A 21,134-nucleotide genomic window follows, 5' to 3' on the forward strand; every position below is an offset into this window, starting at 1 on the left:
GTGATTCTCATGTTTCGGCATCGATTTCATCTCTTCATTCGCCCGAGAAAACAGCTTGGCGACGCTCGGCGAACGCCGCTCGCCCCTCACGATAGTCGGCGCTGGCAAAGCAAGCTTCCACCGCCGCCGTCACGGCGTCGACATCGCGGTCCGCAGGTGGCTTGACCGCTTCGCCGACGGCGAGCTTGGCGGCCCGCACCGTGAGCGGCGCGTTCGCAGCGATCGTTGCTGCATAACCGGTGGCGGTCTCGACCAGGTCTGCCGTCGGTACGACCTGGCTGACAAGGCCGATCCGCAGCGCCTCTTCGGCGACGAGCTGGCGAGCGGAGAGGAGCATGTCCTTTGCGGCTCCAGGGCCGACGAGGCGAACCAGATCGATCACGCCGCCGAGACCGTAGCCGAGACCGAGGCGAGCCGCCGGTATCCCGAATAGCGATGTATCGGAGGCGATACGGACGTCGCATGCGAGTGCCACGACAAGGCCGCCGCCGATGCAATAGCCGTCGATCATGGCGATCATCGGCTTGGGGAAGTCGACCAGATCGCGGCGCGCCTGGCCGCTGACCTTGGTATAGGCTGCGTTTGCCTCGGGCGTGTCGCGCTTCGCGCCGAACTCGGAGAGGTCGGCGCCGGAAACGAACGCCTTGCCTCCCGCGCCGGTCACGATAACGGCGCGGATTTCCGGATCGGCCGCGAAGGCGGCGAGAACGGTGCTGATGCCCGCCCACATCTCCAGCGAAACGGCATTATGCTTGGCGGGATTGTTGAAAATCAGCCAGCCGACTCCTCCCTCGGCCCGGCCGAGCAGCTTCTCCGTGCCGCTGTGTATAAAATTGCCCTTGCCGATGATGCTGACGGTCATGCTGGCTGTCCCCTGTGTCGTTCCACCATCTTGCGTACGGCGGCGTAATCGAGCTTGCCGTTCGGAGCGCGCGCGAGATCGCTGACGACCACCAACTCTCGCGGTGCCTTGAAAGGCGCGATGCGTTCGCGGACGAAACGGGCGAGCGCGTCAAGGCCCGGGTCGGGTGTCGCCCTTTGATATTCGACCACGGCGCAGATCCGTTCCCCAAAACGCGGATCGGGAAGTCCGATCACGGCGGCGTCGCGCACTGCGGGATGGCGCTTGAGCGTTTCCTCGACTTCCTCGGGGAAGATCTTTTCTCCGCCGCTGTTGATACTCTGGCTTCCGCGGCCGAGCAGGACCAAGGTCCCATCCGCCTCGACGCGCGCCCAGTCTCCGGGAACCGACCAGCGTCGACCCTCGATGGTTCGGAAGGTCCGCGCAGTCTTCTCGGGATCCTTGTAATATCCCAGCGGTATCGGGCCGCTCACCGCTGCGAGGCCCGGTTCGTTGCTCCCGGGAGTGACGCGGCGCCCGTCCTCGGTGAAGACCGCTCCGTTGGGACCAAGCGTGAAGCTGGCGGTTTCTACGGTACCGCTCACCGAGGAGTGCGACGTTGCCATCTGAAAGCCCTCGGACGACGCAAAGGTGTCGGTGAGCGTTGCTTGGGGAAGATGCTTGAGCAGGCCGCGCTTGTTTTCGGTACTCCACATCGTACCCGACGAATTGATGTTGCGGAGCTTCGACAGATCCCAGCGGCCGGGTTCCGCATCGAGAGCCTCGAGCAGCGGTCCGGCAAAGGCCATCCCGACGATCGCGACACGGTCCACTTTGAGGCGCTCGGCTTCGTCGAGCAATTTGGCCGCATCGAAGGCAGCGGGCGGCAGCATCGCGGCAAATCCTCCCGAATTGAGCGAGGAGCATGCGCTCATCAGGCCGGTTCCATGCATGAAGGGGCAGGCCACAAGCGTCGATATCGTCCCGAAAGCATCCGCGCGCGTCGGCGCATCCTCGGGAGAGGCGAGAGGCGGCAGGCCAAGAACCGGAGATGCGCCAAAATTGCCGACGCTGAGCAGGTCCTCTTGCCGCCACATGACACCCTTGGGGTGGCCAGTCGTCCCCCCGGTATAGAGCAGGATCTGATCGTCGCCCGTCCGTTCGCCGCCACCGATCCCTCTCTCGACCGGCCCGCCAGCGATCGCCGCGAAATCCTCCGCCCAACCGGGCAGGGGCATGTTTTCGCGCGTCACGGCGATCCACCGGCGCACGCGCGGCAGATCGCGGCGAATCTGGTCGACAAGGCCACCAAATGCCATGTCGAAGACAATGGCTTCGGCATCGGCGTTGTCCGCCAAATAAGCGATTTCGTCGGGGCCATAGCGATAGTTGATATTGAAGGGCGCGACGGAAATCTTGAAGGCGGCGTTGACCGCCACAAGATACTCCGGGGCGTTCGGCATGTAGATGCCCAGCTTGGAACCGCGATCGAGGCCCGCGCTGCGTAAGTAGCCAGCGAGCGCGCAGGCTGAACGGTCGAACCCGTCCCAGTCGATGATCCGATCGCCCTGCACAAGCGCGGGCCGGCTCGGCTGCGCCAGGGCGATTTGCTCCCAGATGTCGGCATATGTCCAGGGCGCCATCGCGCTTCCAACTCCCTTGATCGCCCGGTGTCTTCCGGATTCGAAAGCCGTAGCTAACCGTCGCACCATGCCAGAGCAAGATAAATTTGAACAATGTTCCATTTAATGGAACGATGATGTTCAGAGCTCGCATTTTGCGCCTTCCGATAGTCCGGGCGGCGGGGAGCGGATCGCCAGTCTTGGCCAAGCTGTCGGCCGGATAAGCGAAGATCGGTCTGCTTAGCGGCCAAATGTCGCCGGCGCGCGCGGTGCCCAAAACGTTCATTTCCCAAGGATTCTATCCCAGGAAAGGTTCCTCCTTCCGCATCGGCGCGGCCGTCGCGGTGCGGAAATATTCGCACCGATCTGAAAATGGCTAATTGATTTCCATAATATGGAACACTATTCCAGTCATGATTGGGACATCGCAGGCTGCGGCATCGCGCCGACCAGAAGGGGAATTATAGTGATCGCCACTGACACATCGAGCCAGCACCATCCGGATGGTGCACCCCTGCCGCTTGCGGGGCTCCTGGTGCTCGATCTGACGCTGGCGCGCGCGGGGCCGACATGCGTTCGCCATCTCGCCGACTGGGGCGCCGACGTTATTCGCGTGCAGCCGCCCGACACGGGGGACGAGGAAGTGATCGGGCGCCGCGACGGTTCCGACTACCAGAATATGCATCGCGGCAAGCGGGTCGTCACCCTGGATCTGAAGACGGCCACTGGCCATGCCGCCTTCATCGAGTTGGTGAAGCGCGCCGACGTACTGGTCGAGAATATGCGCGCCCCCGTCAAGCATCGCCTCGGAATCGATTGGGAAGCGCTCCGCGAGGTCAATCCGCGGCTCGTTTACGGCAGCATAAGCGGCTTCGGTCAGACGGGTCCCTACACGCAGCGAGCAGGCGTCGATCAGATCGCGCAAGGCATGAGTGGCCTGATGTCCATCACGGGCGCGCCGGGAGGCGGGCCGATGCGCGTCGGCATCGCGGTCGCCGATCTCACGTCGGGCAATCTGTTGGCCCTTGCGATCATGATGGCGCTTTACCAGCGCGACCGGACCGGCCTGGGCCGCTGGGTGCATACGTCGCTACTCGAAAGCCAGATTTTCATGCTGGATTTCCAGGCCGCGCGTTACCTCCAGTCGGGCGTTGTTCCCGTGCAGGTGGGAAATGACCATCCGACCGCCGTGCCGACGGGCGTCTTCCCGACCAGCGATGGCCACATCAACATCGGTGCTTCATCTTCCAAGCAGTGGGCGAACCTCTGCAAGATCGTCGAGCCCTCGTGGCTCGATCGACCGGACTGGCAGAGCCAGGCCGACCGTAGCCGCGATCGCGCCGCGGTCCATGACGCGATCGCCGCGAAAACCGCGGAACATACGACCGAATATTGGGTCGGTGCCTTCGAGGAGGTCGGGATACCCTGTGGCCCCATTTACGGCATCGACGAGGTCTTCGACGATCCGCAGGTCCGTCATTTGGATATGACGCCGGAAATCGAGCATGAGCGCATCGGCCGCATGAAGCTGATCGGCTCGCCGCTCAACTTCGACGGCAGCCCGCGCCAAATTACCGAGGGAGCGAAGACGACCGGGGTCGACACTGTCGAGGTCCTGCGCTGGATCGGTTATGACGATGAACGCATCGAGGCGGTCACAGGCGCTCTCCCCGCCTGAACCGCTGGCGCGCCGTCGCGGCGGAATGCGCTGGCGGCGGGAGGCTCCCGGGAAAGGGGCGGGGGCCTCCGTGCCGCCTCCTAGAGCTGGCCGACCGTTTCGGCGATCCGGGCGCATGTATAGAGTAACGCCTCGACGATCTGGGCGTGCTTCGCCTCGTCGACGCGTTCGGTCGGAGCCGTCACCGAGATGGCCGCCGCTGCGCGGCCATTTCGGCCCATAATGGGCGCGCCATAGCTGCAAATGCCCACCGTCCAGCTTCCGTTGGCGCTGGTATAGCCCTTGGCCCGTACCTCCTCGAGGTCCGCGAGAACCTCGTTGATGTCGAGACCCTTCGCCCGCTCGCGGGTCGCGATCGATTGCCTGATGATTTCCTCGGCGTCGGGTTCATGGGCCAACATGGCTTTGCCAGGTGCCGTCATGATCGCAAGCGCCCGCGATCCGGGCTGTGTCGAAAACCGCAGGGGACGCGGCGCGAGAATCTTGTCGACGAACAGCACTTCGTCGCCGTCGAGGACGAGCAGGTTTATCGTTTCCTGCGTCAGCCGGTGCAACTCCTCCATGTAGGGAGCGGCCGCGCGCTTCGCGGGATGATCGGAAATGATGTTCTGGCCCCATTCCCAAAGCTTGAGTGTCGCACTGTACCGGCCCGAATCCTCGTCCTGCCGGACAAAGCCGAGCTCGATAAAGGTCCCGAGAAGGCGATGCACGCCGCTCTTCGGCATTTTGAGTTCGGACGCGATGGCAGAAAGCCGAACAGGCCCGCGGTTGCGGACCAGCAGTTCGAGCACGCTCACGCCCTTTACGATCGTTGATTCCATTCGCTCCCCCTAGGCGGCCAACCGGGCCGCGCCAACTGTTAGCGCATATTTGCTCGCCATATAGAGCATAAAATGCGGCAGTGTTCTATATAGTAGAACAAGATTATAAAATTATATACTTTGTTCTTGCAATCTGCGTTTTGATCGGTCAATTCGACTCCCGATACGCCCGCATAGGCGACGTGAGAGAAGGGATGAGAAATGAAGTTCGGGATTTTCTACGAGTTGCAGCTCCCGCGGCCCTGGCACGAGAAGAGCGAGTATGACCTCTATCATAACGCGCTCGCGCAGCTCGAACTCGCCGACGGCCTAGGCTACGACTATGCGTGGGAAGTCGAGCATCACTTCCTCGAGGAATATTCGCACAGCTCGGCGCCCGAGGTGTTTCTCGCGGCAGCGGCGCAGCGCACGAAGAATATCCGGCTTGGTCACGGCATCTTCCAGTTGACCACCAATCATCCCGCCAAGATCGCGGCGAAGGTTTCCGCGCTCGACCTGATCTCGAACGGCCGGGTCGAATTCGGCATGGGCGAGAGCGCGAGCGTCACCGAGCTCGAGCCCTTCGGGGTCAATTTCGAGGACAAGCGCGAGCTCTTCGAAGACGCCGTGCGCTGCATCACCCCGATGTTCGGCGACGCCCCGGTGGAATATCATGGTCCTTTTCATGACTTCCCGCTGCGCAATGTCGTGCCGAAGCCGCTTCAGAAGCCGCACCCCCCGATGTGGACCGCCTGCTCGCAGCTCGAGACCATCCGTTATGCCGGCGAAAAGGGCTTGGGCGCGCTCGGCTTCCAGTTCGTCAGCGCAGATGCTGCCCATGCCTGGGTGCATGCTTATTACAATGCGTTTACGAAGCGGCGGGATCCGCTCGCCGACTATCAGCCGAATCCCAATATCGCGCTCGTCTCGATGTTCATGTGTGCCGAAACCGACGAAGAGGCACAGCGCAAAGCCGATGGGGCGACCTTCTTCCAATTCTGCCTGCGCTATTACGGGCAGAGCCAGGACCGGCAGCGCCCGGCTGCAGGGTCGGTCAACATGTGGGATCTCTACAATGAGTGGAAGGCCGCCAATCCCGATGCCGCAAGCGCCGCGCTCAGGGGTGGTCTGATCGGCTCGCCCGAGACCCTCCGCCGCAAGCTGCGCAAATTCGAGGAATCGCATATCGACCAGGTCATCCTGCTCAATCAGGCGGGGATGAACACCCACAAGGACATCTGCGACAGCCTCGAACTCTTCGCCCGCGAGGTCATGCCCGAGTTTCATGCGAACATCCCCGCCCATGAGGCTTGGAAAACCGCAGTTCTTGCGGGTCAAATCGAGCTGGAAGAGATCGAGACCGAGGCGTTCGCGCAGCGCTATGGCCCGAAGGCCCTCAATATCCAGCCCGTCAAAGCTTGAGATCGAACGCGTCATCGTAAAAAGCCGAGCCCGATAACGGGCCGGCTTTCGGGCTCAAAGGAGCCCAAGGGGAGAGCCAATATGCAATATCGAAAGACGAATGGTCGCTTGACGGCGTGTGCCAGCTTGGTTGCGCTTGTCTGCCTTCAGGTCACCGCCGCCAGCGCCCAGGAAACGACGGCGGTTGCCGCTCCGCAGGAGGAAGCAGCCGACGACAGCTCCGACGCGGCAAGCAACTCCGGCAATGATATTATCGTCAGCGGCTCGCGGGCGATCGTCGACGGAACCAACGCGCCAACGCCAGTGACAGTCATGTCGAACGAGCAGCTCAAGACGGCGTCGCCAAGTTCGCTGATTGATGGCCTGAACCAGCTTCCGGTCTTCGCGTCGTCGATCCGGCCCAACAGCACCGGCTCGTCCGGATCGGGCCAAGGCGGCAATGGCGGCAACTATCTCAACCTGCGCGCGCTTCTTCCGACGCGGACGCTTGTCCTGCTCGATGGTCGTCGCACTGTCGCATCGAGCATCCAGACGAACGCGACCGACGTAACGCTCTTCCCGCAAATGCTGATCAGCCGTGTCGACGTCGTCACGGGCGGCGCGTCGGCGGCGTATGGTTCGGACGCCGTGGCTGGCGTCGTTAACTTCATCGTCGACACGAAATTCCGCGGCCTGCGCGCCGAGGCCCAGAGCGGCATTTCGACCTATGGCGACGGCTTCTCCTACAGAGTGGGCGTTGCAGGGGGCCACGCCTTTGCCGACGATCGCGCCCATATCATCGCGAGCTTCGAACATGCGGAAACCAAGGGGATCGACGATGCCAATGCGCGTTCCTGGGCGGCGACCGGTTACGGGATCATCCCCAGCACGATCGCACAGAGCGGCACGACGCAGATTTTCGCGCCCGACGTCCGTCTGAATGGGGCCACTTTCGGGGGGACGATTCAGAGCTGTCTGCCAGCGGGCGTGACCTGCCCGATCGCAAACATGTTCTTCAATCAAGACGGATCGCTCAGCCCCTTCGTTACGGGCCGCTTCGCCAGTTCGTCGGTCGCCTCGGGCGGCAGCGGCGCTGCGGTGCGGACCAACATCACGACCGGCAATTGGACCAACACCGCCTATTTGCGTGCGCAATATGAGTTCAGCGACGCCGTCAGGCTGTTCGCCGAGGGAATTTATGCGGACGTGAACACCGAATATCGGGGGGCTCCGTCGAACGTCACCTCGGGGTCGACGGCGCTCACCATCTTTGCCGACAATGCATTCCTTCCCGCTGCGGTGCGCGCCGTGATGGCCACGAACGGAATTGCGTCATTCCGGATGGGCCGCTCGAACAAGGAGATCGCGCCCAATCGCAATCGCACCAACACCAAAACCTGGCGCGGCGTCGCGGGTATCGAAGGAAGTCTCGGTGGGTCGTGGAACTACTCGCTCGCGCTCGAACGCAGCCGGGCGCACTATCAGCTCTTCGGCCGCAACAATCTGATCATCGAGAATTTCTACAACGGTACCGACGCGGTCATCGACCCCGCGACAAATCGCCCGGTGTGCCGGTCGACGCTTCTCGGCTTGCCGCAAGGGCAAGGATGCGTTCCGATCAACCTCTTCGGCGAAGACTCGGCGAGCGTCGAGGCAATCGCCTATGCCGCCGGAACCGCCAAAGCGGACTTGTACCTCAACCAGACCAACGTGATGCTCGACTTTCGCGGCTCGCCTTTCGACACATGGGCCGGGCCCGTATCGCTCGCTTTCGGCGCGGAATATCGCAAGGAAACCGCGCTGCAGAAAGTCGACCCGATCTCGGGCAAGGTGAAGAGCAACGCCGGGATTCGTGGTTTTCCGACGTCCGCCAACGGTCAGCCGGGCGGCTTCGCACTCAGCAATCCGCAGCCGATCCAGGGTGAATTCTCGGTCAAGGAAGCCTATGGCGAAATCGTCGTACCGCTCGCGCGCGACATTCCCTTTCTTTACTCGCTCGATTTGAACGGCGCGGTTCGCTATGCCGACTACAGCAATGTCGGCGGCGTATGGACGTGGAAAATCGGCGCGACATGGGAGCCCATTTCGGCGCTGCGCTTGCGCGCCACCCGATCGCGCGACATTCGCGCGGCGGGGATTGCCGAGCTCTTCACCGCGTCGCAGCAGACCGCGGGTCTCTCGGTGCGCGATACGACGCTGCCCGGCGCGCCCGCGGTGGCGCCGGTCACGCGGCAGACACGAGGCAATGGGGGTCTCCAGCCGGAGGTAGCCGATACGGTAACCGCCGGGATCGTTGTCACGCCCGGTTCGGGAGTGAACCTCTCGGTCGATTATTATTCGATCAAAATCGACGGAGCGATTACGCAGTCGACGTTGCAGCAGGTCGTCGATGGCTGTGCTGCCGGCAATACCGAGTTGTGCGGACTTATAACGCGCAACGGCCCAGGCGGATCTATCAGTTCGATCATCACGCCCTTCCTTAACCTCGCCCAGGTCAAGACCAGCGGACTCGACATCGAGGCCGGCTACCGAACGGACCTCGGGGGAGGCCAGCTGACGCTCCGTGCGCTCGCCAACCATACGTTCGAGCTTGAAACCACAAATGACGGCATCAGCGTTGACCGGGCCGGGGATATGGGGCTGCGCGATGCGGTGGCCAAATGGACGCTCACCGGGTCGGCCAGCTATGCCTCCGAAGGTGGCACAACGGTTTTTGTGCAGGGGCGCTATCTGTCCGGCGGCAAATATGACAGCACGCTCGGCCCCACGGCGCTTCCGGTCGAGCAGAACCATGTGCCCGCGGTCTTTTATGCCGATGTCACGCTCAAGCAGCGCATCGGTGAGCCGGCAAGCGGCGTCGAGTTCTTCCTCACGGTGAACAATCTCTTCAACCGCAAGCCGCCGCTGGCGCCGCAGGGCGCCGTGACGATCCCGCGTCAGACCAACCCCTATTTCTACGATATGGTCGGCCGTTATTTCACCGTCGGCGCGCGCGCGCGTTTCTGAATATTCCGATCCTCTCCACCTCGCCCGGTCCGCAAATGCGGACCGGGATTTCTTGTGATGACTGATGCAAACCACCGCAAATCTTCTCGCAGCGCCCTTCGGAACGCTTTCCGATCTCATTCGCTGCCACGCCGCGGAACGGCCGGCGCAAATCGCGCTGATCGCCGCGGAGGGCGTACTCACCTACCGAGAGCTCGACCTCAGCGTCGATGCCGCGGCCGCCGCCCTCCAGCGGGACGCTGTCTCGCCGGGCGACCGCGTCGCAATTCTCGGTGCTGCATCCTTGTCCTACATCATTCTGATGCTGGCGGCCTTGCGCGTTGGCGCTGCCGTGGTTCCGCTGGCGCCGTCCTCGGCCGCGGAGAATCTGGCGTCGATGGTGGCCGATGCGGACCCGAGCCTGATCTTTCTCGATGCCGAATGCGAGGCGCGCTTTGCGCCAGGTCTGCCCAGCGCGCTCCGCCGTTTCTCGCTGGAGAGCGATCCGTTTCGCAGCTGGCAGGGTGAAGCGGCGCGGCCTTCGGTCGCCGAAGTGGCACCCGACGCGCCGTTCAACATCATCTATTCTTCGGGAACGACCGGACAGCCCAAAGGCATCGTCCAGAGCCACGCGATGCGTTGGCAACACATCCGGCGCGGGCACGTCACCGGTTACGCGGCAGACGCCGTGACTCTCGTATCGACCCCGCTCTATTCGAACACCACGCTCGTCAGCCTGATCCCGGCGCTCGCCTATGGCGGGACCGTCGTCTTGATGGCGAAGTTCGATGCGCTGGAATTCCTGACGCTGTCGGAGAAGCATCGCGCCACCCATGCGATGCTTGTGCCCGTTCAGTATAAACGCCTGCTCGATCATCCCGACTTCGATCGCTTCGACCTGTCGGCCTATCGCATGAAAACCTGCACGTCGGCGCCCTTCGCACCGGCGCTGAAGGCCGATATTCTGCGCCGCTGGCCGGGGGGGCTCGTGGAGATTTACGGCATGACCGAGGGCGGCGGGACGATGACGCTGGCGGCGCATCTCTTTCCCGACAAGCTGCACACGGTGGGACGGCCGGCCGAGGGGCATCTCGTGCGGTTGATCGACGAGCAAGGCAAGGAAGTTGCCAAGGGCGCGGTCGGAGAGGTCGTCGGCCACTCGCCGTCTATGATGACCAGTTACCTCAACCAGCCGGGTAAGACCCGTGAGGCGGAGTGGCTCGACGAGGATGGCCGTCGATATATCCGGACCGGCGATATCGCCAGGTTCGACGAGGACGGGTTTCTTATCCTGCTCGATCGCAAGAAGGACATGATCATTTCGGGCGGCTTCAACATCTATCCGTCCGATCTTGAAGCCGTTCTGCTCCGGCATCCCGACGTCGCGGACGCCGCAGTGGTGGGCGTGCCGTCAGAGCAATGGGGGGAAACGCCGGTCGCATTCGTCACCGCGAACGCAGATGCGCCGCTTGATGTGGATGCCGTCCGGAAATGGTTTGCCGGCCAAGTGGGGAAAACGCAGCGGCTGGCGGATCTGAGGGTTGTCGAAGCATTGCCGCGAAGCCCGATCGGCAAGATCCTCAAACGCGAACTGCGCGACAACTATCTGACTTCCGGTAATTGAGGAGACGTTATGCGATACCGGCAACTTGGCTCGAGCGACCTTCGCGTATCGGAAATCTCGCTCGGCTCGTGGATGACCTTCGGCGTCGGCATCGAGCGCGTGACGGCAGCAGACGTGGTCGACCGAGCATTCGGCCTCGGTATCAATTTCATCGACACAGCAAATGTCTATGGTCGTGGCGCTGCCGAGAGCTTCCTCGGCGAAACACTCGCCGGGCGCCCGCGCGACAGCTATATTCTCGCCACGAAGCTCTTCGGGCCGATGAGCGACACCGACCGCGGCTTGGGCCGCGACCAGGTCGCCAAGCAACTCGACGCGTCGCTGGCTCGGCTGGGCACCGATTATATCGATCTCTATCAATGCCACCGCTTCGACCCGGACACGCCTATCGAGGAAACCATGGAGGCGCTCAGCGCGGCTGTCCGCGCGGGAAAGGTGCGATACCTTGGCTTCTCGGAATGGTCGCCAGCCAATATCCGCGAAGCCCTGGCAGTCTCTGGCGCCCAACCCTTCATATCGAGCCAGCCCCAATATTCCCTCCTCTGGCGGCGCCCCGAAAAGGAAGTGTTTCCGCTGTCAGCTGCAAACGGGATTTCGCAGATCGTCTGGTCTCCTCTGGCGCAGGGGGTTCTGACGGGCAAATATGTACCCGGGCACGTGGCTCCCGCCGGCAGCCGCGCAGCCGATGACGTGATGGGCCGGATGATGGGCCCCAAGATGACCGAGCCGACGCTTCGGGCCGCTCAGGATCTCAAATTGCTTGCCGCCGAGGCAGGCGTGACATTAGCCCAATTTGCCTTGGCTTGGGTCCTGCGCGAACCCAATGTGGCATCTGCGATCGTCGGTGCGAGCCGGCCAGGGCAGCTCGAGGAAAATGCGGCGGCGAGCGGAATTGTGATCGACGGTGACTTGTTCCGGCGCGCGGAGCATATCGTGGCGGCGATCCCGCGAGAGTCGGTCAAGGTTCCGGACGTTCCGGGATTCAACAAGAGGCGATGACGTGAGCAATCTCTACACCAGGCTCCTCGCCTCATCGCCCGGCAAGGACGAGCCGTTCGCCATTCTGCCGGATGGGCGGGTCATCAGTTATGGCGCGCTTGACGCCATGTCGGGCCGCTATGCCAATCTGCTCGGCGAGCTGGGCGTCGGACAGGGCGATCGCGTCGCGGTCCAATGCGAGAAGAGCATCGAGTTGGTCGCGCTCTATTTGGGCACTGTCCGGGCAGGGGCGGTGTTTCTCCCGCTCAATCCTGCCTACACCCCGAATGAGGTCGCTTATTTCCTCGGCGACAGCGAAGCGACCCTGTTCGTTTGCCGCCCCGACACGCTAGAGGCGCTGCGTCCCGTTGCAAACGCCGCGAAGGTTTCTCGGATCGAGACGCTTGGCGAAGATGGCAGCGGTTCGCTCGCGGACGCGGCCGGGCGCGCTGCCCCGGGCTTTTCCACGGTGGCGGTCGAACCTTCGACCTTGACAGCGATCCTCTATACCTCGGGAACGACCGGCCGTTCGAAGGGCGCGATGATCACCCACGAGAATCTCACCTCGAACGCGCTTATGCTGAAGGATTATTGGGCGTTCGAGCCAAGTGATGTGTTGCTGCACGCCTTGCCGATTTTTCACACGCATGGGCTTTTCGTTGCGATCAACACCATCATGTCGGCAGGCGCGTCGATGCGGTTCTTGCCGCGGTTCGACCTGGACGCGATCATTGCGGCGCTGCCGCATTGCACGACCATGATGGGCGTTCCCACCTTTTACAGCCGGCTGGTTGATGACCCCCGTTTCAATAATGAGCTGGTTCGTCACATGCGGCTCTTCATATCGGGATCGGCACCTCTCTCGGCGGACATGCACCGGGCCTTCGCGGCACGCTCCGGCCATGCGATCCTGGAGCGCTATGGCATGACCGAGACCAATATGAACACATCCAATCCTTATGAAGGCAAGCGGCGCGCGGGGACGGTCGGCTTCCCGCTGCCGGGCGTCGATATCCGGATTACGGATCCCGAGACGCACATGCCGGTGCCCGCCGGCGAGGTCGGCATGATCGAAATTCGGGGGCCAAACGTCTTCAGCGGCTACTGGCGACAGCCGGAAAAGACTGCCGAGGAATTTCGGGACGGGTGGTTTGTTTCAGGGGACCTCGGCCGGATCGACGACCAAGGCTATATCTCGATCGTCGGACGCGAGAAGGACCTGATCATCTCGGGGGGCTTGAACATATATCCCGCCGAGATCGAAGCGGTCATCGATGAAATCCCGGAGGTCAGGGAATCCGCAGTCATCGGTATTCCGCATCCCGATCTGGGTGAGGCCGTCGTCGCGATTGTTGCGGGCCAAGCCGAGACGTTGTCCGAAGAGAAAATCTTGTCGATCCTTGCGCCCTCACTCGCGCGGTTCAAGCAGCCGCGCGCGATACGCTTGGTGGATGAGCTTCCGCGTAATTCCATGGCAAAAATTCAGAAGGCCGCGCTGAGGGATTTGTATCGCGACCTGTTTGCTAAAGAATAGCGGGTCATTAATCCTGATCCCTAATGTTTTCAATGGGGCGAGTGCAGACTCAAAGTCAAACCAGCGATCCAATGTCTGCTTTTCGTGATTTCGCGCCATGGCGAACATCTGCCGGTCGAGCAGCGCATGGAGCAGCACCAGGTGCGGACGATCTCCAAACGGCCAAGCTCCGTCGAAGACCGATGTCTAACCAGGTTTCACTGGATGTTGAGTGATTCGCTGCTCCGTCGTTCGGTAGTGGCATTCACCTGACCTTTACCAATATTATAGCACCTTCTCCGATTAACCGGATCGAGGATCCGAATTTTCGTCATTGGCCGGGTGTATGAATTATTATAACGTCATAGGAATTTTGAACACGAGCATGGCAGCGATATTCTGCATCGCGCTGCTGGCGATCTGGCGAAACAACCGCGCTCTGAATTATATTGGGGTATTCGGCCTGTCGTACGCGATCAGGTCGCTGTGTTTTGGCATATTCTACTTTGCCTTCTCATTGGAAAATCCGGTTCTGCGCTATTCGGCGAACATCTTCCTACTGTTCGCGATCATGCTACTATCCATCGGTTTGTCCAATCGGCGCGGGCGACAGCCTCGCTACGGGGCTCTCCTTGCTATCGGAGCGCTCACGCTGGGGCCTCTCCACTATTATCAATTCATGGATCCGAACCTGCTGGCCCGGGTCATCATCCTCAATTCCGGGCTGGCTGTCCTCAGCCTCCTGATGCTGCTGGATGCTGCAAGGGCGCCGCGGCGTACGCCGGTCGAGCAGGTGCTTCTCGGTTTGCTGCTCGTCTCCTTCGCCGGCTATCTTCTTCGTCCGCTGTTCCTGATTGCATCAGGCGCCACTGGTCAGCGGTTCGAGGGTTCGTACTGGCTTGTGGTTTCGATTTCCGACGCGCTCATCTGCGCGATGACGGCGGTCGGGGTCCTTGCGGTTATCGCGAGCGACGTGATGGACGGCATCAAGTCCGATGCGCTGATCGACACTCTGTCGGGACTGTTCAACCGCCGCGGTTTTGAACCTCGCGCGCTCAGAGCAATGGCGAGGCAGACAGCGGGAAAGCCGGTGGCGATCATCCTCAGCGATCTCGACCATTTTAAATCGATCAACGATTTGTTCGGTCACAGCAGCGGCGATTTGATCATCCGGCACTTCTCGGACGTCCTAAAGGAGGAAGCGCCGGGAGGTGCAATTGTGGCGCGTCTGGGCGGCGAAGAATTCGCGATCATGCTACCTTCAGGCGCGGCCGTCGCCGCGCACGAACTGGCCGAAGAGATCAGAATGTCATTCAAGAAAACCGCTCCGGCTATTATGTCCGGCGAAGCAAATCCGACGGCAAGCTTTGGCGTCGCGATTGCGAGGGAAGGTGAAAGTTTACAGGCTCTAATGGAGCGCGCCGACCGTGCACTTTACAGAGCCAAGGGCGACGGTCGCGACCGCGTACAACCGTCCGAGTAGACCAAGCCTACGCGGTTCCGAGAGATTACAAATCGCGGGAAGAATGTCCGCTATCTCGCCTGGATTTTCTAAAGCAGACCGGCGGTAATCGGCCATCATCTGCATATAGGCCAGCGAGTTCGCGCCAATGCCAAATCGATCTTCTTCGCTTGGGCTCGCACTACACCAGTAGTGGCACAATTAGGCTGGCTAGCAGGCTCGCGATGAAAAGCCTTTGCAGCATACGCTTCGGTCTCGGCTGGGGCCGGATCGCAGCAAGGAGCAGGACCAGCGCGCAAAGGAGCCAGAAGATTGCGGTGAGCGGCGCAGCATTGCCCGCGATCACGCGCGCGAGAAAGGTCAATGTCAGTGCGAGCGGCACGCCCCACAGTACGCCATCCCAAAGGCTGCGAAGCCTCTGGTCACGGACGCCGCGCCGTTCGCGCTTGCCAAGCCAGATGGACGTGCCGGTGGCGACGACAATTGTGAGCGCAAGGCCAAGCAGGAAATAGATGATCTTGACCGGCAGTCCGCCGTAGTTGCCGAAATGCAGATTATAGGTCGAAGCTGCGAGTTGTTGCCCCAAATGTCCGTCGGCCATGCCGACCTTGCCATGATAGCGACCGTCGGCGCCGAATTCATAGGTTTCCCCGTAAATCAGGCGGCGCGGATGCTCTGCGATGAGCTGGATATGCTGGCCCCGCGTGCCGGGGTCGTGGAGGATGACATAGGTCGGGCGCACATCGGGATGGTTTTGCGCGATCCAGGCGAGCGGCGCGGCGACGTTGGCGAGCGGAGCGGCGCTTGCGTCGGGCTCGGCTTCGCCGCCAAAGATCGGCGCGTAGGCCGCCTCGACGTCATTCTTGTAGAAGGCGGCGGCGAGACCGTAGGTGCCGACGACGCCAAGCCCGATCATGGCACCGGTAAGGGCGATCGCGAGCGAGAATGGCAGCGTCCAGACGCTGAGCCGGTTGTGCCAGTCGGCGAGGCCGACGCCGTGATTGTCGCGCGCGCGAAGGCGAAAGGCGTCGCGGAAAATGCGTGGATGGGCAACCACGCCCGACAGCGCGAGGGCGACTATCATCACCCCGAAGATGCCGACGATCGTCATGCCGACAAGACCGGGAATATTAAGGGCATAATGTGCGCCGAGCAAAAATTCCGACCAGGCGTTTTCTTCCGGCCCGGCGATGCGACCTTCAGCGTCGACGTGGAACGCCTGATGGTCGGTGGTGATCGTTGTGCGCGGCAGGCCGTCGACCGGCATATGGACATAGAGGTGGGTGGTGGCGGGCTTGCCCTTTTCGGTCGCGAGAACCGCGGCGACGCCGCGCTGCACGGCGTCGGGGGCAATCGCCGCCATCTCGGGCGCGCCCGGTTGTTCGATGCGCTGCCATTCCTGATAGAAGACGACGACGGTGCCGGTAAGGCAGATGAGATAGAGCAGCGCCGAGGCGAGCAAGCCGATAGCGGCGTGCGCCGACAGTGCGCGCTGGACGGCATCCTTTGAAATCGCCAGCGTCATGCCGTGCCTCCCATGAAAATCAGGCCCAGTCCCGCGACCGCCGGTACCGCGAGCCACGCCCATTGCGACCGGCGATTCGGCAGCATGAGCAGCCAGAAAGCGAGGATGCCCCAGAGCAGCGGAAGGAGCAGCAGCGCCATCGCGTTGCCGTCGGCGTCGCTCCAGCCGGTGAGCCCGGCAAGCGCACGGGCGCCGAGCGCGGCGAGCAGCGACGCGGCAAATGCAAGCGGGACGGTGATAAGGAAGGTGAGGAGGCGGCGGCCGATGTGGCGGGGCTCGCCCTGTTCGGGGAGCATGTGTGCCTTGCGCTCCGACGCGCGCGCCTTGCTGGCGGGGGCGGTCCAGCCAGCGTGGGCGAGGACGAACGACGCGGCAGCCATGCCGGCGAGCGACGCGACCGCAAGTCCCCACGCACCATTGCCTGTGAGCGCGAGCGCCACGCCTGCCAGCATCAGCGCCCAACCGATGCCGTTCGCCATCGCCGAACGGCGCGGCAAGTTCCACGCACGGCGCAGTTGCAGGACCGCGGCGACGATCGCCACGGCGCCGATCCATACGAGGGGCGCGGTCTCGCTCACCGGAAGCGGTAGCCGACCGTCGCCATCACATTGCGCGGCGCGCCGACGAAGCAGTCGCCGCGCGCGAGGCACGACGCGAAGAACTTGTTGTTGAGCAGGTTCGTCGCATTGACCGCGAAACGCCAGTTGTTCCAGTTGACCTCGGCCAGCGCATCGACCGTTGTGTTGCTGGGGGTGACCAGCGACCAGGCCGGACCCGTCGAGCGGCGCTTGCCGGTATAGACAACCCCGGCGCCAAGCCGCAGCTGCGCTTCGTCGACCAGTCCAAAAGTCTTGGTCGACCAGACCGAGGCGATGTGGCGCGGCAGATAGTCGAGGTTGGTGTTCACCTCTGACTTCAGCTTGTTGTAGCCATAGTTGACAAGCAGGTCGAAGTTGCCGGGCAGGCTGTGGCTTGCCTCGAACTCGACGCCTTTGGTGGTGAGCTCGCCCGACTGGGCGGTGCCGCCACCCGCGAGATATAGAACGCGATTGCGTTCCTTGATCCGGAAGCCGGTGACGGTGACGAGGGTGCCGGGACGCGGGTTCCATTTGGCCCCGGCTTCCCATTGCTCGCCGGTCTGTGGTCTGAACGGATCGCCAACGCTGCCGTCGGGATTTTCGTTGCGCCCGGCGACCGGCAGGAAGCTCTCGGTATAGCTGACGAACGGCGAGAAGCCCGCGCCAATGTCGCCGATGATGCCGGCGCGGAAAGTCGTCGCATTGTCCTTGTTCCCCGCCGATGAGGTGACGCGGTCGCGCCGCGCGCCAAGGACGACCGAGACGCGGTCGAAGAAGCGGATCTGGTCTTGGACATAGACTCCAAGCTGTTTCTGCGAGTCATAGGCGAAAGGGCCGGTCGGGTCGTAGGTCAGCAGCGCGTCATAATCGATATCGTACAGGTCGATCGTTTCAAACCCGAACACGCCCCGCTTGCCGACCTTGTTCCAGCTGTAATCGACGCCGACGAGCAGTTTATGCTCGATGTTCGCGCCGGTGTTGAAGTTGAACTGGAGATTATTGTCGGTCGAAAAGACGTTCATCCGCGCATCGCTGGCGTCGGCATAAAGGCCGATGGTGCGGCGGTCAGTGCCATAAACCGAAAAGGGATCGGTGGGATTGGTGTAGCTGTCCACATAATGAGTGAAATATTCGAGGTCGCTGTCGATGTAGCGCGCCTTGAGGCTGAGCCGCACCGCGTCTGAGAAATCATGCGTGACGCTGGCCATGCCCTGTAGCGAGCGGCCCGCATAGCGGTCCCAGCCAGGCTTGCCGACGAAGGTATAGCGATCGAGCTGTCCCGGTGCGCCGGGGTTGGGGCGGAAGGTGCCGACGATAGGCAGGAACTGCGACGTGGAGCCGGTGTCGTCCTCCTGATAGAGACCAGTGAGGACGACGTCGGTGTCGGGGGTCGGCTTCCAGCGCAGCGAGGGGGCGAACATCACGCGGTCGTCGGGGACATGGTCGACATAAGTATCGGCGTCGCGGGCACGGCCGACGGCGCGAATCGCGAAGCTGTCGGACAGCGCGAGATTGACGTCGGCCAGCACTTCCTTGCGGTTATAGCTGCCATAGACGAGGCTCGCTTCGCCTTGCGTCTCAAAGCCGGGGCTTTTCGACACCAGGTTGACCAGGCCGCCGATCGACCCCTGACCGAACAGCACCGACGCCGGGCCGCGGACGATTTCGACGCGGTCGAAATTATAGGGGTCCGACGCGATGCTGGCATAGAAGGAGAAGATGTCGCGCATCCCGTCGCGAAACTGCAGCGCGTCGATGCCGCGGACGTTGAAACCATCGACGCGGGAGTCGCGACCATAAGGGTTGGCGAGTACGCCGGCGGCATATTTCACGGTGTCGCTGATGCTAATCGCGCCCTGCGCTTCATATTGGTCGGCGGTGATGATTTTGATCGGCTGAGGTAGTTCGACGAGCGCGGTATCGGTCTTGGTCCCCGCATATCCGGTGACGACGATCTGGTCCTGATCCTCGATATCGGCCGAGACTGCTTCGGCGGCGAAGGCGCCGCTGGCAGCCAGCATTGTGCCGAGAAGCAGGGCGATGCGCGCGGTTCTCACTTGATATTCCCCTGACGTTGTTAAACGAGTCTGTCGCCAACTAATGAGAAGCAGTCGCATTAGCAACGCTGAACTGCGATCATTCGTCAAGCATTGTTGAAGCTCGTCCGCAGCTTGCTGACTAGTAGGACCAAGAATGGTGGCAACCAGGCGTCGTCTCGCGTCAAATCAGTCAGCTCGACGAGGAAATATGTTCATCTGGCACGCGTTCGATTCTCAGCTGAAGGACGCTTTTTGCGCTCGCTTCGGCGCCACTCGCACGACGGTCATAGGCGCGGCCATCCCGGCAACGTCCCCAACTGGTCTCTTTACGTCGTCGCCGGTTGATCCAACGGAATGTCGGCTATCTCGGATCTTCGCTCTAAAGCTGCCTGACCGGAATCGGCCAAAGTCTCCATGTCTGATGAGCGTAGAATGGCGCATCGTTGGGAGGCAGGGCCGGAGCCGTTCCCAACGAATAATTTCGGTCACCGCTGAGTTTGGACCCATGCATATTTTACCCATAGCCTCAAACTATCAAGGTCGCATACAATTCTGCCATGAAAATCAAGACCATCATCCTCGATGCCGACGATACCCTTTGGCACAATGAGAAGCATTTCGGTATTGCCGAGGCTGCGTTCATGGACGCGCTGGCGCCATTTGCGGATCCGGCTCAAGTACGCGCAAAGATGGACGACATCGGCGTCGCAAACCTGGCAGTATATGGCTACGGGGCTCGGAGTTTCACGCTATCGATGATTGAGACAGCCATTGCATTGGGTGGTTCCGGTTTGCCCGCAACGGTCGTCGCGCGAATCCTTGCTGCCGGGCGCGAGTTGCTCAGTCATCCTGTAGAATTGTTTGACGGCGTCCGAGATGCGCTGGAAGATATTGCTACGCGTGGAGCGATGATCATGCTGACCAAAGGCGATCTGCTTCATCAGGAAGCCAAAATCGCGGCGTCCGGCATTGAGGGCCTGTTTTCCGGGATCGAGATCGTCAGCGACAAAACACCGGCAGCTTTCGCGCGGATATTGGCGAAACATGCCAAAGACCCGGCCACCGTCATGGTGGCAGGCGACTCCATGCGGTCCGATGTCTTGCCAGCGCTCGCCGCGGGTGCATGGGCTGCGCATATCCCCCACCCGCTTGCATGGTCACATGAGAAATCAGCTGGCCCAGATGAGGAGTTGCAATTCCGGGAACTGGCCCACCTGGGTGAATTGGCGTCATGGATTGACGAGATAAATTAGCCTTCCAAAGTTTCGACCAGCCTGAGCCCATTGCCGTCAGCGAGTGAAAACCGCGTCCAACGGCATCGTCCTTTTCTGATTGGTACGGCTTTGGAATGATTCATCCCCGGATCGAACTCAATCGGGGAGGGCGCGGGCAATTCGTGCCAACCGGACGCGCTGAGTTGCCGTTCCGTCTGCGCGATTTCGGGCGTTGCATAGCGCCACATTGAGCGCCCCTTCAGATGTTCGCATAGCAATCCGAATTCAGCGGCGCGGGGCGAAGAGCATGCCAGCAGGCGATGGGTAAGATCACAAATGAGGTGGATCGGTCTCGCGCTCTCCTCGACCAGTCGCGCCAGCGCTGCCTCGGCGGCACCGCTAAGCCCCGCGGCAAATAGCGTCGCCATTTTCTCACCTTCCCGAGCGGAAATGGATTGCTGCCCCGCTTCCCAGCGAGATACCGTACTCTGGCTCACACCGAATAACTCTGCGGCATGTTCCTGCTTGATACGGTTGAGAATCCGCCAGCGCCGGAACTGGCCTGCAAGGTAGGCTGAATCGACACGAGGCCAGGCAAGGACGTTTTGGTCTGACATCAATTGCCGCAATCCAGAAAAGCGATATTCATCATGCCCGCTACAAAAGCGTAGTTTTGATCGTCCGGTCAAGCAACCTTACCCTTTCAGCTATTTTCAGCGCCGGCGGCCGAAGCCATCAGATGGCCGTCTTGCTCATTGATTGATGCGATCACGGCGGCCTACGATGGCGACATCCAGACGATCGACAGCACTTTCATCCGGGCGTACCAGCAGGCCGCGACGGCAAAGGGGAGAGGGAGGTCATTGTCTCGGTT

General features: G+C 61.8%; 15 protein-coding genes. 8 read left to right on the plus strand and 7 right to left on the minus strand.

What is annotated here, in order from left to right; translation table 11 throughout:
* Nucleotides 1–34 precede the first annotated feature (34 nt).
* Both AC3A43_RS16705 and AC3A43_RS16710 read right to left on the minus strand, forming a co-directional pair.
* Nucleotides 35–862: an enoyl-CoA hydratase gene (locus AC3A43_RS16705; protein ID WP_487793666.1), complete on the minus strand. Its 828-nt coding sequence runs from the start codon at nt 860–862 to the stop codon at nt 35–37.
* Entirely contained in the window at nt 859–2,484 is a 1,626-nt protein-coding gene (locus AC3A43_RS16710; protein ID WP_487793667.1) for an AMP-binding protein, read from the minus strand. Before AC3A43_RS16710 ends, AC3A43_RS16705 begins: the two co-directional genes overlap by 4 nt.
* 445 nt (nt 2,485–2,929) lie before the next feature.
* On the opposite strand from AC3A43_RS16710, the gene AC3A43_RS16715 reads away from it, so the two are divergent.
* Nucleotides 2,930–4,141, plus strand: a complete 1,212-nt coding sequence (locus AC3A43_RS16715; protein WP_487793668.1) for a CaiB/BaiF CoA transferase family protein — start codon at nt 2,930–2,932, stop codon at nt 4,139–4,141.
* 80 nt (nt 4,142–4,221) lie between these two features.
* On the opposite strand, the gene AC3A43_RS16720 is transcribed toward AC3A43_RS16715, so the two are convergent.
* Nucleotides 4,222–4,962 (minus strand): IclR family transcriptional regulator, encoded by a 741-nt coding sequence (locus AC3A43_RS16720; protein ID WP_447761367.1) that lies wholly within the window; start codon nt 4,960–4,962, stop codon nt 4,222–4,224.
* Between the two features lie 201 nt (nt 4,963–5,163).
* On the opposite strand from AC3A43_RS16720, the gene AC3A43_RS16725 reads away from it, so the two are divergent.
* The 6 genes from AC3A43_RS16725 to AC3A43_RS16750 all read left to right on the plus strand — a co-directional run bounded on the left by AC3A43_RS16725 (nt 5,164) and on the right by AC3A43_RS16750 (nt 14,925).
* Nucleotides 5,164–6,363 carry an LLM class flavin-dependent oxidoreductase gene (locus AC3A43_RS16725; RefSeq protein ID WP_487793669.1) on the plus strand — a complete coding sequence of 400 codons (1,200 nt, stop codon included), beginning with the start codon at nt 5,164–5,166 and terminating at the stop codon, nt 6,361–6,363.
* Nucleotides 6,364–6,444: 81 nt separating this feature from the next.
* Nucleotides 6,445–9,348, plus strand: a complete 2,904-nt coding sequence (locus AC3A43_RS16730) for a TonB-dependent receptor domain-containing protein (RefSeq protein WP_487793670.1) — start codon at nt 6,445–6,447, stop codon at nt 9,346–9,348.
* 64 nt (nt 9,349–9,412) lie between these two features.
* Nucleotides 9,413–10,951: a class I adenylate-forming enzyme family protein gene (locus tag AC3A43_RS16735; RefSeq protein WP_487793671.1), complete on the plus strand. Its 1,539-nt coding sequence runs from the start codon at nt 9,413–9,415 to the stop codon at nt 10,949–10,951.
* Nucleotides 10,952–10,960: 9 nt separating this feature from the next.
* Nucleotides 10,961–11,950 (plus strand): aldo/keto reductase family protein, encoded by a 990-nt coding sequence (locus tag AC3A43_RS16740; protein ID WP_487793672.1) that lies wholly within the window; start codon nt 10,961–10,963, stop codon nt 11,948–11,950.
* 1 nt (nt 11,951) lies between these two features.
* Complete coding sequence (locus tag AC3A43_RS16745; RefSeq protein WP_487793673.1) at nt 11,952–13,463, plus strand: malonate--CoA ligase; 1,512 nt, start codon at nt 11,952–11,954, stop codon at nt 13,461–13,463.
* Between the two features lie 325 nt (nt 13,464–13,788).
* Entirely contained in the window at nt 13,789–14,925 is a 1,137-nt protein-coding gene (locus tag AC3A43_RS16750) for a GGDEF domain-containing protein (RefSeq protein ID WP_487793674.1), read from the plus strand.
* A 160-nt stretch (nt 14,926–15,085) separates the two neighbouring features.
* On the opposite strand, the gene AC3A43_RS16755 is transcribed toward AC3A43_RS16750, so the two are convergent.
* From AC3A43_RS16755 to AC3A43_RS16765, 3 genes are read right to left on the minus strand one after another with little or no spacing between them, the layout of a single operon-like run.
* A complete protein-coding gene (locus AC3A43_RS16755; RefSeq protein WP_487793675.1) occupies nt 15,086–16,429 on the minus strand; it encodes a PepSY-associated TM helix domain-containing protein in 1,344 nt (447 codons plus the stop codon).
* Nucleotides 16,426–16,971, minus strand: a complete 546-nt coding sequence (locus tag AC3A43_RS16760; protein WP_487793676.1) for a hypothetical protein — start codon at nt 16,969–16,971, stop codon at nt 16,426–16,428. Before AC3A43_RS16760 ends, AC3A43_RS16755 begins: the two co-directional genes overlap by 4 nt.
* A 32-nt stretch (nt 16,972–17,003) precedes the next feature.
* On the minus strand, nt 17,004–19,028 hold the full coding sequence (locus AC3A43_RS16765) for a TonB-dependent siderophore receptor (RefSeq protein ID WP_487793791.1): 2,025 nt from the start codon (nt 19,026–19,028) through the stop codon (nt 17,004–17,006).
* Between the two features lie 575 nt (nt 19,029–19,603).
* On the opposite strand from AC3A43_RS16765, the gene AC3A43_RS16770 reads away from it, so the two are divergent.
* Nucleotides 19,604–20,299: an HAD family hydrolase gene (locus AC3A43_RS16770; protein ID WP_487793677.1), complete on the plus strand. Its 696-nt coding sequence runs from the start codon at nt 19,604–19,606 to the stop codon at nt 20,297–20,299.
* Here AC3A43_RS16770 and AC3A43_RS16775 read toward each other — a convergent pair.
* On the minus strand, nt 20,296–20,949 hold the full coding sequence (locus AC3A43_RS16775) for a helix-turn-helix domain-containing protein (protein WP_487793678.1): 654 nt from the start codon (nt 20,947–20,949) through the stop codon (nt 20,296–20,298). The genes AC3A43_RS16770 and AC3A43_RS16775 overlap by 4 nt on opposite strands.
* Between the last annotated feature and the right edge of the window lie 185 nt (nt 20,950–21,134).

The organism is Sphingopyxis sp. Soil_C_28 (assembly GCF_057657055.1).

Coding starts and splice junctions, on each gene's coding strand:
- AC3A43_RS16705 (WP_487793666.1), bottom strand. CDS start 862: ATGACCGTCAGCATCATCGGCAAGGGCAATTTTATACACAGCGGCACG.
- AC3A43_RS16770 (WP_487793677.1), top strand. CDS start 19,604: ATGAAAATCAAGACCATCATCCTCGATGCCGACGATACCCTTTGGCAC.
- AC3A43_RS16725 (WP_487793669.1), top strand. CDS start 5,164: ATGAAGTTCGGGATTTTCTACGAGTTGCAGCTCCCGCGGCCCTGGCAC.
- AC3A43_RS16750 (WP_487793674.1), top strand. CDS start 13,789: ATGAATTATTATAACGTCATAGGAATTTTGAACACGAGCATGGCAGCG.
- AC3A43_RS16735 (WP_487793671.1), top strand. CDS start 9,413: ATGCAAACCACCGCAAATCTTCTCGCAGCGCCCTTCGGAACGCTTTCC.
- AC3A43_RS16720 (WP_447761367.1), bottom strand. CDS start 4,962: ATGGAATCAACGATCGTAAAGGGCGTGAGCGTGCTCGAACTGCTGGTC.
- AC3A43_RS16710 (WP_487793667.1), bottom strand. CDS start 2,484: ATGGCGCCCTGGACATATGCCGACATCTGGGAGCAAATCGCCCTGGCG.
- AC3A43_RS16755 (WP_487793675.1), bottom strand. CDS start 16,429: ATGACGCTGGCGATTTCAAAGGATGCCGTCCAGCGCGCACTGTCGGCG.
- AC3A43_RS16730 (WP_487793670.1), top strand. CDS start 6,445: ATGCAATATCGAAAGACGAATGGTCGCTTGACGGCGTGTGCCAGCTTG.
- AC3A43_RS16765 (WP_487793791.1), bottom strand. CDS start 19,028: ATGCTGGCTGCCAGCGGCGCCTTCGCCGCCGAAGCAGTCTCGGCCGAT.
- AC3A43_RS16740 (WP_487793672.1), top strand. CDS start 10,961: ATGCGATACCGGCAACTTGGCTCGAGCGACCTTCGCGTATCGGAAATC.